Origin of the sequence: Nonomuraea sp. NPDC049637 (genome assembly GCF_040675235.1) — a bacterium.
Taxonomy (GTDB): domain Bacteria; phylum Actinomycetota; class Actinomycetes; order Streptosporangiales; family Streptosporangiaceae; genus Nonomuraea.
The window spans coordinates 1-12,819 of the sequence record NZ_JBFAOM010000090.1; the positions used below are offsets into that span (position 1 = coordinate 1).

At 73.6% G+C, this 12,819-nt stretch carries 14 protein-coding genes; 9 read left to right on the plus strand and 5 right to left on the minus strand.

All coding sequences use genetic code 11. The features are described 5' to 3' along the window. From AB0J71_RS48810 to AB0J71_RS48820, 3 genes are all read left to right on the plus strand, one after another. The coding region (locus AB0J71_RS48810; protein ID WP_364421187.1) for a CHAT domain-containing protein at nt 1–700 on the plus strand (700 nt) is incomplete at its 5' end. Nucleotides 701–714: 14 nt separating this feature from the next. Beyond that, on the plus strand, nt 715–3,624 hold the full coding sequence (locus tag AB0J71_RS48815; RefSeq protein WP_364421190.1) for an AAA family ATPase: 2,910 nt from the start codon (nt 715–717) through the stop codon (nt 3,622–3,624). Between the two features lie 71 nt (nt 3,625–3,695). Continuing rightward, on the plus strand, nt 3,696–3,914 hold the full coding sequence (locus AB0J71_RS48820; protein WP_352327931.1) for a cold shock domain-containing protein: 219 nt from the start codon (nt 3,696–3,698) through the stop codon (nt 3,912–3,914). On the opposite strand, the gene AB0J71_RS48825 is transcribed toward AB0J71_RS48820, so the two are convergent. The 3 genes from AB0J71_RS48825 to AB0J71_RS48835 all read right to left on the minus strand — a co-directional run bounded on the left by AB0J71_RS48825 (nt 3,884) and on the right by AB0J71_RS48835 (nt 5,648). Beyond that, nucleotides 3,884–4,429, minus strand: coding sequence for a nucleoside deaminase (locus tag AB0J71_RS48825; RefSeq protein WP_364421192.1), 546 nt, complete (start codon nt 4,427–4,429; stop codon nt 3,884–3,886). The genes AB0J71_RS48820 and AB0J71_RS48825 overlap by 31 nt on opposite strands. Before the next feature lie 109 nt (nt 4,430–4,538). Further along, nucleotides 4,539–5,009 carry a cyanase gene (cynS, locus tag AB0J71_RS48830; protein ID WP_352327933.1) on the minus strand — a complete coding sequence of 157 codons (471 nt, stop codon included), beginning with the start codon at nt 5,007–5,009 and terminating at the stop codon, nt 4,539–4,541. Nucleotides 5,010–5,060: 51 nt separating this feature from the next. Then, the gene (locus tag AB0J71_RS48835) at nt 5,061–5,648 is read right to left on the minus strand and encodes a carbonic anhydrase (protein ID WP_352327934.1); all 588 of its coding nucleotides are present in this window, start codon (nt 5,646–5,648) and stop codon (nt 5,061–5,063) included. A 123-nt stretch (nt 5,649–5,771) separates the two neighbouring features. Here AB0J71_RS48835 and cynR point away from each other — a divergent pair, with 123 nt between their 5' ends. Continuing rightward, the gene (gene cynR / locus AB0J71_RS48840) at nt 5,772–6,680 is read left to right on the plus strand and encodes a transcriptional regulator CynR (RefSeq protein ID WP_364421195.1); all 909 of its coding nucleotides are present in this window, start codon (nt 5,772–5,774) and stop codon (nt 6,678–6,680) included. Between the two features lie 78 nt (nt 6,681–6,758). Here cynR and AB0J71_RS48845 read toward each other — a convergent pair whose 3' ends face one another. Beyond that, the gene (locus AB0J71_RS48845) at nt 6,759–6,917 is read right to left on the minus strand and encodes a hypothetical protein (RefSeq protein ID WP_352327936.1); all 159 of its coding nucleotides are present in this window, start codon (nt 6,915–6,917) and stop codon (nt 6,759–6,761) included. 145 nt (nt 6,918–7,062) lie between these two features. On the opposite strand from AB0J71_RS48845, the gene AB0J71_RS48850 reads away from it, so the two are divergent. The 4 genes from AB0J71_RS48850 (at nt 7,063) to AB0J71_RS48865 (ending at nt 12,004) form a co-directional block, all read left to right on the plus strand. Next, the gene (locus AB0J71_RS48850) at nt 7,063–9,738 is read left to right on the plus strand and encodes a tetratricopeptide repeat protein (RefSeq protein WP_364421197.1); all 2,676 of its coding nucleotides are present in this window, start codon (nt 7,063–7,065) and stop codon (nt 9,736–9,738) included. 143 nt (nt 9,739–9,881) lie between these two features. Next, complete coding sequence (locus tag AB0J71_RS48855) at nt 9,882–10,190, plus strand: hypothetical protein (RefSeq protein WP_352331471.1); 309 nt, start codon at nt 9,882–9,884, stop codon at nt 10,188–10,190. A 237-nt stretch (nt 10,191–10,427) separates the two neighbouring features. Continuing rightward, nucleotides 10,428–11,123, plus strand: a complete 696-nt coding sequence (locus AB0J71_RS48860) for a hypothetical protein (RefSeq protein WP_352331281.1) — start codon at nt 10,428–10,430, stop codon at nt 11,121–11,123. Beyond that, the gene (locus AB0J71_RS48865) at nt 11,120–12,004 is read left to right on the plus strand and encodes a LysR family transcriptional regulator (RefSeq protein ID WP_352331282.1); all 885 of its coding nucleotides are present in this window, start codon (nt 11,120–11,122) and stop codon (nt 12,002–12,004) included. The genes AB0J71_RS48860 and AB0J71_RS48865 overlap by 4 nt, the downstream gene beginning before the upstream one ends. A 167-nt stretch (nt 12,005–12,171) precedes the next feature. Here AB0J71_RS48865 and AB0J71_RS48870 read toward each other — a convergent pair whose 3' ends face one another. After that, nucleotides 12,172–12,567: an alpha/beta hydrolase gene (locus tag AB0J71_RS48870; protein ID WP_352331095.1), complete on the minus strand. Its 396-nt coding sequence runs from the start codon at nt 12,565–12,567 to the stop codon at nt 12,172–12,174. Here AB0J71_RS48870 and AB0J71_RS48875 point away from each other — a divergent pair, their 5' ends adjacent. Further along, nucleotides 12,568–12,786 carry a hypothetical protein gene (locus AB0J71_RS48875; RefSeq protein WP_352331093.1) on the plus strand — a complete coding sequence of 73 codons (219 nt, stop codon included), beginning with the start codon at nt 12,568–12,570 and terminating at the stop codon, nt 12,784–12,786. It abuts the gene before it with no gap. Nucleotides 12,787–12,819: the final 33 nt, after the last annotated feature.

Sequence of the window (12,819 nt, forward strand, 5' to 3'; positions counted from 1 at the left end):
CCGCGGTCTCCTCGCCGCGGCGCGCGTCACGGGCGCCGACCAGGACGGTCACCTGCCGTGCGGCCAGCAGTTCGGCGTGTGCGTCACCTCTGTGCCGCGGCCCGACGGCCGGCCGCTGGTCGTGTCCATGCCGGTGACGCCGGGCGCGGCCGACCTGCCGGGCGCGGCCCGCGAGGAGGAGATCTTCCTCGGCTGCTTCCCCAGCGCCCGCCTGCTGCGCGGCGCGAGCGCCACCCGCGAGGCCGTGCTCACCGTGCTGCGGGCCAGCCCCTGGGCGCATTTCGCCTGCCACGGCGCGCAGGACACGGCCAGCCCGTTCCATGCCTGGCTGGTGCTCCAGGACGGGCCGTTGACGGTTCGCGACCTGGCCGCGCTCGACCTGTCCGAGCACGCGGGGCTGGCGTTCCTGTCCGGCTGCGACACCTCGCGCGGCGACGAGCGGCTCTCCGACGAGGCGATCACGCTGTCGTCGGCCGTTCACCTGGCCGGGTTCCGCCACGTGATCGGCGCGCAGTGGCAGCTGGAGGACAGCACGGCGCCCGACGTCGCGGACCGCGTCTACCGGCGGCTGGGCGACGGGCAGGGCGGCCTGGACCCGTCCGGCACGGCCGGGGCGCTCCACGAGGCCGTGCTGGAGCTGCGCGAGCGGATGCCGTACGCGCCGCTCGTCTGGGCGTTGTTCACTCATACCGGACCCTGAGCGGGGAGGCCCCTGTGAAGTTCCTGCGGTCGTTGGCGGTGCCCGCTCTCGCGTTCGCGTTCTACCTGCTGTTCAGCGGCGAATGGCGCAACCTGGGGACGTGGGTCGGCACGGCGGTCACCTGGCTCCTCGGCGTGCCGTGGGCGCTGGTGCTGGCGGTGAGCCTTCCGCTGATCTTCGTCGGGCTGGCGATCAGGATGCTGGCCGGCGGCCTGCAACAACTCGCCGCCAACCAGCCCAAACAGGGGCAGACCCTCGGCCGGCCGGCGGAGAAGCCGGACGAGCGCTTCGACCGGCTCGGCGGCCTCGACGAGGTGAAGGCGCAGCTCGAACCGGTCGTGGCCTGGCTGCGCAAGCCGCACGGCAAGCTGGGCGCGGACGTGCCGCGCGCGGTGCTCATCACCGGGCCGTCCGGGTGTGGCAAGACCGTGCTCGCCCGGGCCGTCGCCGGTGAGGCGAACGTCCGCCTGTACGCCTACTCGGGCGCCGAGTTCCACGAGATCCTCATCGGCATGGGCTCCAGCCGGATGCGGCAGGCCTTCCAGGAGGCGAGCAGGAGCGCCGGGAGCGGCAGCCCGGTCGTCGTCTTCATCGACCAGATCGACCTGATCGCCGTCGAGCGCAGCAGCGAGCCCAGCTCCGGCGTCGGCGGCGAGTCCGAGGCCCACCGCACGATGGCGCAGCTGATGACGGCCATGGACGACCTCGGCGCCAACGGCAGGGTCTACGTCATCGCGGCCACCAGCAGGCCCCGGGTGATCGACCGGGCGCTGTTCGCCCCCGCCCGCTTCGGCCTGCGCATCGACCTGGAGCCGCCGGACGAGGCGCAGCGCGCCGACATCCTGCGGCTGCTGCTGGCCGAGCACGACCTCACCGCGGCCGTGGACCTCAAGGCCATCGCCGCGGGGGTCGCCGGCTTCACCGGCGCCGAGCTGCGGCAGCTCGTCCAGTGGGCGGCGGCCGCCGCGGGCGCCCGCGCGTCCGCCCGGCTGACGCTGGACGACTTCATCGACGCCAAGACGCGCATCCTGCCGCGCGTGGACCTGCGCGACCCACCCGACATCGTGCGGCACCTGGACAGCAGGATCGAGGGCCAGCGCACCGCCAAGGAGCGGCTGGCCGTCGCGGTCAGCAACCACTACCTGCGACTGACGATGGCCAACCGGTTCGAGGCGCCGCCGGTGGCCATCCGCAAGGCGAACGTGATGATGCTCGGCCCGACGGGCACCGGCAAGACGATGCTGGTCGAGACCATCGCCCGCCTGCTCGACGTGCCGTTCGTCATCACCAACGCGACCGTGCTGAGCAGCACCGGCTACGGCGGGACGACGGTGGAGAAGATGCTCTACCGGCTGCTGATCGCCAGCTCCTTCAATCTGCGCCGGGCGGAGTACGGCATCGTCTGCGTCGACGAGTTCGACAAGCTCGCCCTCGGGCACGGCGAACGCAGCCGAGCCTCCAGCGGGGCCGTGCAGCAGGAGCTGCTCAAGCTCGTCGAGGGGTCGGTGGTGGACGTCCCCAAGGGCGGCTCGGAGCTGTCGGCCAATCTCGACTTCTACCAGTTCGACACCAAGAACGTGCTCTTCGTGTGCCTGGGCGCCTTCAACGGACTGGCCGAGCACGTGGCCCGCAGGCTCAGCCTGCCCGAGAACGCCCTGGGCGACCGGGCCGCGCTCATGGACCACATCCTGCCCGAGGACGTCATCGAGTACGGCTTCCTGCCCGAGCTGGTCGGCCGCTTCCCGGTGATCACCGCGACGCTCCCCCTCGGCCACGCCGAGCTCGTCAGGATCCTGCAGAACGAGCACAACGGCCTCACCCACGAGTACGCCGGACTGCTGGCCCTGCAGGGCAGGAACGGCACGGTCTTCACCCAGGACGGCGTCGAGCGCGTCGCCGAGGAGGCGCTGCTGCGCGGCGTCGGGGCGCGCGGGCTGCGCGGCGTCCTGGAGAACGCGCTGGCCGCCACGATGTTCGAGCGGCCCGAGCCCGGCGCGCCGCCGCTGATCGTCGACGCGGCGCTGGTGGGCAGGGGGCTGAACGCCGCCGCCCTGGCCTCCCCGTCCGCCGGCGGCCGCCCGCTGACGCCGCACCAGGTGGCGAGGAAGCTCGGCGACCTGCTGCCGGGGGCCGTCCGCGCCAGGGAGACCCTGGCGGTGGTCAGCAGCAGGCACTACGGCTCCCCCGGCGGCGACGCCGCCCGCCAGTGCGTCGTCCTGGTCGACCCGCGCACCGGCCAGCGCACCGCCCTGGTCAGGGCGCTGGCCGAGGTCTGGGACGTCCCGTGGGCGGTGCTGGACGGCTCCGCGCTGACCGCGGGCGACGCGGAGGCGGTCAACGAGGGCGGCGGGCAGCCGTGGTGGGCGACGGAGATCGTCGAGGAGCTGGTCTCCCGCTCCTCAGGCCGGCCGGCGGCGATCCACCGGGGCGTCGTGCTGGTGGACGCCGTCGACGTTCTGCTCGCCGGGCGCTCGGGGCGGGCGCTGACGGGCGTGATCAGGCCCTTCGTCGAGGGCCGTCCGCTGCCCGGCGGCTTCCCCACCGACCGGCTGATGGTGGTGCTCGCGGGCACCTTCCCGCCGCCCGGACAGGACGACGGCGGCGCCGACGCCGCCGACGCCGCCGAGGTGGCCGAGGAGGTCAGGGCGCACTACCCGATGCCCGCCTGGCTCGCCGACCGCGCGGTGCTCGCGGTCACCGACCTGACGCACGACCATGAGGGACTGCTCGACTTCATCCGCCGCCAGGACCACGAGATCCGCCGCAAGTACCAGCCCATCCTCGACTCGCGGCACCAGGTCGTCCCGGTGAGCGCCGAACTGCACGAGAACCTGGCCCGCCGCGCCCAGCGGGAGGGCTGGCGACTGGCCGACATCCCCGCCCACCTGGAAAGCGCCCTGCTACGCAACCTCGGCGAACCGTAGCCCGCCCGAACGTCCCTGAGCCGTTTCGAAACCCGGTGGCCGTTCCGAAGACGGACAGCGAGAATACGATCATGACTAGAGGCACGGTGAAGTTCTTTCTCCTTGAGAAGGGTTGGGGAGCGATCTCCTCCCCCGACCTTCCGGCAGATCGTGATGCGTTTGTGCACTTCAGCGATATCGCGGCGAGTGGGTATCGCGTTCTGGAGGCAGGTGACGAGGTCGAGTTCGACGTCGTCAAGCGGTCGCAGGACAGCTTCGATTACGTGGCCGAGAACGTCCGCAAGCTGTAGAGGAGCATCCTGGGCCTATGCGGGGGTGGCGCGCCCGCGACGCGGCGTTCGCCGCCGTTGCGCTCCTGCCAGAACCGGTACACCTCGACGGCGTCCGCGCGCGGCTCGTGGCGCATCGGCAGCCGGCGCTGCTGCCAGGGCTTGGCGAACTCGTCGTAGAAGGTGCCCAGCTCGAAGTACTTGTGGTCGTCCACGTAGTGGGGCTCGTAGGCGTCGCGGGTGGTGAGGAAGACGACCTCGGCCGGGGAGCAGTAGTACAGCGCGCCCAGGCACATCGGGCAGGGGTGGGCCAGCACGTAGATGGTGGCGTCGGTCAGGTGCTCGGTGCCGAGCCTGGTGCAGGCCTCGCGGATGGCGAGGATCTCCGCGTGGGCGGTCGGGTCGCCGGTCTGGGCGACCTTGTTGGCGCTCTCGGCCAGGAGCTCGCCGTCCCTGACGATGACGGTCGCGAACGGGCGGCCGCCCTCGGCGACGTTCTGGCGGGCGAGGTCGATGGTGCGCTGGACGAAGTCCATGAAGGTCCTCCGGAAGTGGCCGGGCGGGCCGCCGTCGGGGCGGCCCCGCGGGGACGGGAGACGGGCCCGGGACCGGGCCCGTGCAAAGGGATCGGTCGGGACGGCTCGGTCAGAAGGGCTTGGTCGGCAGGTACTTGCCGTCCAGGGTGATGACGGCACGCTCGCCGCCCTCGGGGTCGGCCACCTTCTTCACGTCGAGCCGGAAGTTGATCGCGGAGATGATGCCGTCGCCGAACTGCTCGTGGATCAGGGCCTTGAGGGTCGTCCCGTAGACCTGGAGCATCTCGTAGAAGCGGTACATGGTCGGGTCGGTCGGGATGCGGTCCGGCATCGAGCCGCGGATCGGGATGGTCTGCAGCAGCGAAGCCGCGTCCTCGCCCAGGTCCAGCAGCTCGGCCACGGCCCGGGCGGAGCTCTCCGGCAGCGGGTGCTGGCCGAGGACGGCGGCGGTGGTGAAGGCCACCGACAGGCCGGCGGCGTCGGCGATCTGCTGCCAGGACAGGTCCTTGCGGGTCTTGGCCTCGACGGCGGCGGCGGCCAGGGCCTGGCGGGCGGTGGGGTCGAACTGTGCGTGCACCATGTGTCGGTACGTCCTTGTCTTCAGGTTGGATGCGGGCTTCCAGCAGCCGGGTCAGGCCGTGCGCGCGGCGCCTACGGCGGTCAGGTCCTCTACGCGGCCGGTCGGGATGTCGTAGACCCAGCCGTGCAGGGCGACCTTCCCCGCCGCCAGCGCGCGGGCGACCGAGGGGTGGGTGGCCAGGTTCGCCAGCTGGGCGAGCACGTTCTGCCGCACCAGGGCCGGCACGTCACCGTGGGCGGCGGTGCGGGCCCGGGAGGCGTCCGCGTGCCGCAGCCAGGCGGCGACGGTCGGGGCGCCGCTGAGGTCGTGCCCCTCGGCGAGCGCGGTCATCGCGCCGCACGCCGAGTGGCCGCAGACGACGACGTCCCGCACCCCCAGGGCGGCGACCGCGTACTCGATGCTCGCGGCCACCCCGTCGGCTTCGGGACGGTAGGCGGGCACCAGGTTGCCGGCGGTGCGGATGACGAACAGGTCACCCGGCTCGGTGCCGGTGATCAGCTCGGGGACGACGCGGGCGTCGGAGCAGCCGATGAACAGCGTGTGCGGTGTGTGCTGGGTGGCCAGACGGGCGAAGAGCTCCGCCTTGGCCGGGAAGACGTCCCGCTGGAAGCGGGCGACGCCCTCGGCGAGGTCCTGCATGGTCACTCCCTTCGGCGATGGCCGGCCCTTGCGGGCTGCTGTCATCCAGCATGCCTGACCTGGTCCTATAGTGTCCAAGAGGCGTTCCGCCTGGTATTCATTGGCCTCATCTATAGTTTGTCCATGGCCGCTCTCGAACTGCGTCACCTGCGCTACCTGCTCGCCGTGGCCGAACACGGCAACTTCACCCGCGCGGCCGAGGAGCTGCACATCTCGCAGCCCACGCTCTCCCAGCAGATCAGGCAGCTGGAGCGGACCGTGGGCGTGCAACTGCTGGACCGCACCGGCCGCGCGGTACGGCTCACCGACGCCGGAGCCGTCTACACCGACCACGCCCGGCGCGCGCTTCGCGACCTGGCCGCCGCCGAGCGCGCCGTGCACGACGTCCAGGATCTCTCCCGCGGTCACCTGCGGCTGGGCGTCACCCCGACCATCACCGCCTACCTGGTCGGCCCGCTCACCGCCGAGCTGCACGTGCGCCACCCGGCCGTCGACCTCACTCTGACGGAGATGACCCAGGACCGCATGGAAGCGGCCCTGCTCGCCGACGACCTCGACCTCGGCATCGCCTTCGCCGGCCCGCACCTGCCCGGCGTCACCCCCACCGCGCTGTTCACCGAGACCCTCAGCCTCGTCACCGGCACCCCGCACCCCCGGACGCCGACCGCTCCCCTACCGGTGCGCGCGCTCAAGGACGAGCGGCTCGCCCTGCTCAGCGGCGACTTCGCCACCCGGGGCCACATCGACGCCTACTTCGCCCGCCACCGGGCCGCTCCCCGCATCGCGGTCGAGGCCAACTCCATCCAGGCGCTCACCGAGATCGTGCGCCGCACCACGCTGGCGACCGTCCTGCCCGACGCCATCGCCCACGGGCACCCGCACCTCACGCCCGTCCCCCTCGACCCGCCGCTGCCCAGCCGCACCGTCACCCTGCTGCACCGCGAGGGCGCCTACCGCAGCGCCGCCGCCCGCGCCTTCACCGAGCTCACCGGGGGCTTCGTCCGCTCCGCCGGCTACACCCCGCCCGCGTGAACCCCGGCGCGCAGCGCACCGGCGTCGGCCACAAGCCCGACACATGCCCGGCCCCCGCACCGGGGCTGGACGCCCGGCTCAGCGGTGAGTGATCCACCAGAACAGCAGGCCGACGAGGCCGCCGCCGGCGGCCTCCGCAGCCCCGCGGGCCAGGGCGACGGCGAGGGTGCGGCGGAGGCGGGCGGAACGGCGTCGCGACGCGGAGGGGGCGCGGCGGGGTGCTCGGTTGTCGGTCATGCCGACCATGACACCGGGGCCGGCGGCGAGGGTGAAGATATGCCGGACAGGTCCGGATTCGCGGGATTAAGCTGCTGGTGGCGGTGATCCGGAGCGGTCCGTCCCGGATCCGGAAGGGCGGTCCTCGCTGGGCGGAGAGGCGGACGTGGTGGCGGATTCACCGTTCCGGCCGCAGGGGTCGGGCTCACGGGTCCTGGCCGAGCTGGCGCGGCTGTGGGACCAGGCCCGCGTCCACAATCCCGGCCGGGTGACGCAGAAGGAGCTCGCCCGGGTCTCGGGGGTGCCGCACACGACGGTGAACGGATGGGCGACCGGGACCGCCGAGCCGCGGAATCTGGACCAGCTCGTCCAGGTCGGCGCGACTTTGGCCGCATGGGCGGACGAGCCCCGCCCGTCGGCGCGGGACTGGGATCGGCTGATGGCCGCCGACCGTGCCCGCCCGGCTCCCGCCCCGGCCGGGAACGGCCCAGTCGGGATCGCCCCGGCCGGGAACGGCCCGCCTCCGCCCGCGCCCGCGGAGCGGGTTCGGGTGGGCGTGATCCCGCAGCCCGCCGACTGCTTCCAGGACCGGCAGGTGGCCGAGCTTGTGGAGGCGGCGGCCGGCGAGCGCGGGACGCCCGCCCAGGTGCTGGCGGGGACGGGCGGGGTGGGCAAGACCCAGCTGGCCGCCGCCCACGCCCGTCGCGCCTGGCGGCAGGGGGTGCAGGTGCTGGTGTGGGTGGAGGCGGCCACCCGCGACGGCATCGTGTCCGCCTACGCCCGCGCCGCGGCGCGCCTGGGCCTGTCACCGGCCGGCCTGGACGATCCCGACCAGGCGGCGCGGGAGTTCCTGGTCTGGGCCGAGACCACCGGCCGGTCCTGGCTGGTGGTGTTGGACGACGTGCGGCGTCCCAAGGATCTGGCCGGCCTGTGGCCGCCGTCGGCGGTTTCGGCGGCGGGCGGACGGGTGCTGGTCACCACCCGGCTGCGGGAGGCGGCCCTGGCCGGGGCGGACCGGCGTACGGTCGGCGTCGGCGCCTTCACCCCGGCCGAGGCCCGCTCCTACCTGAGGGCCAAGCTCGGCGACGACGTCCCGGTCGCCGACCTGGACGACCTGGCCGCCGACCTGGGGTTCCTGCCGCTGGCGCTGGCCCAGGCGGCGGCCTACGCCGCCAACGCGGCCATCGGCTGCGCCGAGTACCGGCGACGGCTGGCCACGAGGTTGCTGGACCATGCCGTGCCCGGCGAGGACCACCTGCCCGACGGTCATCGCCGGATCGTCACGGCCACCTGGGAGCTGTCGATCGACGAGGCGGGCCGGGCCGCGCCCGCCGGGCTCGCCCGCCCGCTGCTGTGCCTGACCAGCGTCCTGGACGCGGCCGGCATCCCGCAGGCGGTGCTGACCAGCCCGCCCGCCCTGGCGTACCTGACCGGCCACCTGCCCGCCCAGGCGGCCCGCGGCGGTGGCGGCGTGGACGAGGTGATCGTGGACGAGGTACTGCGGGTGCTGCACCGGCACAGCCTGCTCGACCACGACCGCACCGCAGCCCACCGCGAGATCCGCGTCCACCGGCTCGTGCAGCGCGCCACCCGCGAGAACCTCATCGCCCGGCCCGAGCTCGGCCCCCGCCTGTTCGCCGAAGTCGCCGGCGCCGCCGCCGACGCCCTGCTACGCGTCTGGCCGCCGGTCGAACGCGACCGGCTCGGCGAGATCCTGCGCGCCAACACCGCCGCCTTGCACCAGGCCGCCGGAACCGTCCTGTGCAATCCCGGCGCCGGCGCCCATCCTGTGCTGTTCCAGGCCGCCGCCAGCCTCGGTCACGCCGGACGGGTCAGCGCCGCCGTCGCCGCCTCCGCCGGCCTGCACGCCACCTGCCTGCGCGACCTCGGCCCCGACCACCCCGACACCCTGGCCATCCGCGGCAACGTGGCGGGATGGCGGGGGCGGGCAGGGGACGCGGCCGGCGCGGCCGCCGCCTTCGCCGAACTCCTGACCGACATGGAACGCGTCCTGGGCCCCGACCACCCCGCCACCCTGGCCACCCGCACCAACCTGGCGGGCTCGCGAGGCCAGGCGGGGGACGTGGCGGGCGCGGCCGCCGCCTTCGCCGAACTCCTGACCGACATGGAACGCGTCCTGGGCCCCGACCACCCCGACACTCTCGCCGCCCGCCACAACGTGGCGTCCGCGCGGCGCGAGGCGGGGGACGTGGCGGGCGCGGCCGCCGCGTTCGAGGAGTTGCTGGCCGATCGCTCGCGACTGCTGGGCCCCGACCACCCCGACACTCTGGCCACCCGCAGCCACGTGGCCTTCTTTCGGGGTGACGCGGGGGACGTGGCGGGCGCGGCCGCCGCGTTCGCCGAACTCCTGACCGACATGGAGCGGGTGCTGGGCCCCGACCACCCAGAAACCCTCGCCACCCGCGCCAACCTGGCCGGATGGCGGGGCCAGGCAGGGGACACGGCCGGCGCGGCCGCCGCCTTCGCCGAACTCCTGACCGACATGGAACGCGTCCTGGGCCCCGACCACCCCGCCACCCTGGCGGCCCGCGCTCACCTGGCGTCGTTCAGGGGCCAGGCGGGGGACGTGGCGGATGCGTACGCCGCGTTGGAGGAGCTGCTGGCCGATCGCCTGAAGGTGCTGGGCCCCGATCACCCCAGCACCCTCACCACTCGCAGAAACCTGGCGAGATGGCGAGGCGAGGCGGGAGACGCCGCTGGTGCGGCCGGCGCCTACGAGCGGTTGCTGACCGATCTCCTGCGGGTGCTGGGCCCCGGCCATCCCTACACCGTGGCCGCCCGCGAGGAGCTGGCGTACTGGCGAGAGGCCGGCCGGCGGTAGGAACGCATGGGTCCCGCCACCTGGCCAGACCCTTTTCCGGCTCGATTCCTGTGCCCGCGGGGCCAAGCATTCCTGGCCTCGACACTTTTCGTGTCGAATCGAATACTTAGCGTGACAGACTCCTCGGACGGAAGGATCCCCCCATGCCCACCGCCCGCATCGCCGCCGGTCAGACCACCCCCGGACAGGGCTGGCAGGCTTACGGCTCCAACGGCATCTACATCGACGTCGACACCAGCTCCGCGCACTTCACCGGGCGTCCCGTCTACGTCACCTCCGTCAGCAGCACGGGCGGCAACCAGTGGAACCTGGTCGGCCCGAGCGCGGTCTACGACGCCACCGCCACCAAGTTCCGCGTCTACGTGCAGTGGCGTGACGCGTCGGCGCTGTCCCCGGGCACCGCCCAGCAGTTCGGCTGGTACATCCAGTGGATCGGTTACGACAACCCCTGACCCGCGGCTCGCACGGCCGGCCGGCGCCCGGACGGGCCCGGCCGGCCTCGCCATGAGGGGCAGGGGGCTCGCCGCCGAGGACTTCGCCGTGCTCGATCGATGGTTTCGAGCTCTGTGAGCCATCGAGGAGATCGTCGAAGCTGGCGTCCCGTCGCGTGGTGAGCATGAGTGATCGCTCATGGCGGGGGCGTGGTTCGGCATTGGCGCTCGTGGCCGGGCCGTCGCATAGTGAGGGCCATGCACAGATCCCTGCGCGTCGCGGTCATCGGCGACCGCGACCCGGCGTTTCCGCCGCACCTGGCCACCGACGACGCGTTGCGCCATGCCGCCGCGCACCTCGGCATCACGGTGGACGTGCGCTGGCTCGCCACCGAACCGCTGGAGTCCGACCTGGCCGAGGTCAAGGCCGCCGACGTGTTGTGGTGTGCGCCCGGCAGCCCGTACCGCAGCCTGAGCGGCGCGCTGGCCGCGCTCCGGCACGGCCGCGAGCACGGCGTCCCCACGTTGGGGACGTGCGGCGGCTGCCAGCACATGGTCATCGAGTACGCACGCCGCGTGCTCGGCTACGAGGACGCCCAGCACGCCGAATACGACCCGTACGCCTCGACCTTGTTCGTGTCGGAGCTGACCTGCTCGCTGGCGGGCAGGACCATGCCCGTGACTCTGGCTTCCGGTTCCCGGGTGGCCGCGCTGTACGGGCGGACCGAGGTCGAGGAGGAGTACTACTGCAACTTCGGCCTCGCCCCCGGCCGGCAAGCAGTCCTGCACGACGGCGGTTTCCTGGTCACCGGCGTGGACGGCGACGGGGAGGCCCGGGTGCTGGAGATCCCCGGGCATCCGTACTACGTGGCGACGCTGTTCGTGCCGCAGGCGCGCTCGCGTCCCGAGGAGCCGCACCCCTTGGTGGCCGGGCTGCTGCGTGCGGCGCTGTGACGTTCACCCAGCTCAGGATCCTGCAGGCGGTCGCGCGGGCCGGCAACATGACCAGGGCCGCGGAGGAGCTGGCCACCACCCAGTCCGCCGTCAGTCACGCGTTGCGCGCGCTGGAGAGCGAGCTCGGGGTGGCGCTGCTGGTACGAGGCAGCCAGGGAGTGCGCCTGACCGCGGCGGGGCGGGCCGTGTGCCGCCGCGCGACGCTCATCCTCACCCAGGCGGAGGCGCTGGAACAGGAGGTGGCCGCGATCCGCGGGCAGGAGCGCGGCAGCCTGCGCGTCGGCGTCATCCCCAGCGCCAACGCCCGGCTGCTGCCGCCCCTTCTGCGCCGATTCGCCGAAGCGCATCCGCGGGTGCGGCTCGCGGTCATGGAGGGCTCGGACGACGAGGTCCTGGAGTGGCTCGCGACCGGTGCAGCCGACATCGCCACCGTGTCGGCCGCGGTCAGCGAGGTCCCGCGTCCCGCCGAGGCGGTGGCGCGGCCGCTGGCCGTCGACCGGATGTTGGCCGTTCTGCCCAGCGGGCATGAGCTGAGCGTCCGGCATTCGCTGCCGGTGGCCGAGCTGGCGCGGCACCCGTTCATCATGTCCACGGGCGGGTGCGAGCCGCTGATCACGGCGATCGCGCGGGCGGCGGGGGTGAGCCTGAAGTGTCACTACCGGGTGCGTGACACCAGCAGCATCCTCGCCATGGTCGCCGAAGGGCTCGGGCTGAGCGTCGTCCCCGAGCTGTCGCTGCCCGCCCGCCTCGCCGGCGTGCACGCGATCCCGCTGGAGCCCGCCGCCGAGCGGACCGTCCTGCTCGCCCTGCCCGCGGACCCGCTCCCCGCAGCCGTCGCCTTCGCCGAACTGGCCACCGCCCACCATGCGGCGCGCCCGTGACTCCACGGCAGCCGGTGAACGGCACCAGCGGTCGGCGCGGCGTGCGTACGGCCTGACGGCGAGCGGAACGGGGACGGGATCGGCCGGGCCCCCGGCGCGCGTCTTTCGCCGTCGCCGGGCGATCGGCGGTCCTGGGCGCGGGCGGGCAGGCGCCCGCGCCCCGGGGGTCAGTTGTTCGCGATGAAGTCGGTGACCAGCCGGTTGAACTCGTCGGCGTGCTCGATCATCGCCCAGTGCCCGCAGCGGTTGAGCAGCACCAGGCGGCTGTCCGGGATGTTGGCCAGCAGGTACAGGGAGGTCTCGAACGACACGACGCGGTCGTCGCGGCCGTGGATGAGCAGGGTCGGCGCCTGGATCTTCGGCAGCAGCTCGGGCTTGACCCACTTGGGCAGCGGGGCGCCCTTCGGCAGGCCGTCCACGTAGTTGCGCAGGTGGGCGGGGCGGGCGAGCGCGGCGTCCGAACGGGCCTGGCACAGCTCATCACCGTCCACTACGGCGCCGACGTCACGGGCGCGCGGACCGTCACCGACGTCCGCGGCGAGGGCCGCGACCTCATGCGGCACATGATCCGCTCGTCGTTCGCCGGCGAGGGCGAGGAGACCGCGGACGCGGTCGCGGACGCCCTCGCCCACTTCGGCATGGCCGGATTCGACGGCGCCTTCGTCTCGCTTCAGTCCGGGGACGGCAAGCCGATCGCGGAGTTCATGGAGCAGCTCGCCGACGCCCTGGTGGCGATCGGCGAGTCGCTGATCGCCGGCCGCCGGGGCGCGCCCGGCGGCTGACGGTCAGACGGACTGCTGCTCGCGCCCGGCGGC

Excerpts from the sequence above, each read along its gene's own strand:
- AB0J71_RS48820 (WP_352327931.1), top strand. The coding sequence starts at position 3,696 with ATGACTAGAGGCACGGTGAAGTTCTTTCTCCTTGAGAAGGGTTGGGGA.
- AB0J71_RS48825 (WP_364421192.1), bottom strand. The coding sequence starts at position 4,429 with ATGGACTTCGTCCAGCGCACCATCGACCTCGCCCGCCAGAACGTCGCC.
- cynS (WP_352327933.1), bottom strand. The coding sequence starts at position 5,009 with ATGGTGCACGCACAGTTCGACCCCACCGCCCGCCAGGCCCTGGCCGCC.
- AB0J71_RS48835 (WP_352327934.1), bottom strand. The coding sequence starts at position 5,648 with ATGCAGGACCTCGCCGAGGGCGTCGCCCGCTTCCAGCGGGACGTCTTC.
- cynR (WP_364421195.1), top strand. The coding sequence starts at position 5,772 with ATGGCCGCTCTCGAACTGCGTCACCTGCGCTACCTGCTCGCCGTGGCC.
- AB0J71_RS48845 (WP_352327936.1), bottom strand. The coding sequence starts at position 6,917 with ATGACCGACAACCGAGCACCCCGCCGCGCCCCCTCCGCGTCGCGACGC.
- AB0J71_RS48855 (WP_352331471.1), top strand. The coding sequence starts at position 9,882 with ATGCCCACCGCCCGCATCGCCGCCGGTCAGACCACCCCCGGACAGGGC.
- AB0J71_RS48860 (WP_352331281.1), top strand. The coding sequence starts at position 10,428 with ATGCACAGATCCCTGCGCGTCGCGGTCATCGGCGACCGCGACCCGGCG.
- AB0J71_RS48875 (WP_352331093.1), top strand. The coding sequence starts at position 12,568 with ATGATCCGCTCGTCGTTCGCCGGCGAGGGCGAGGAGACCGCGGACGCG.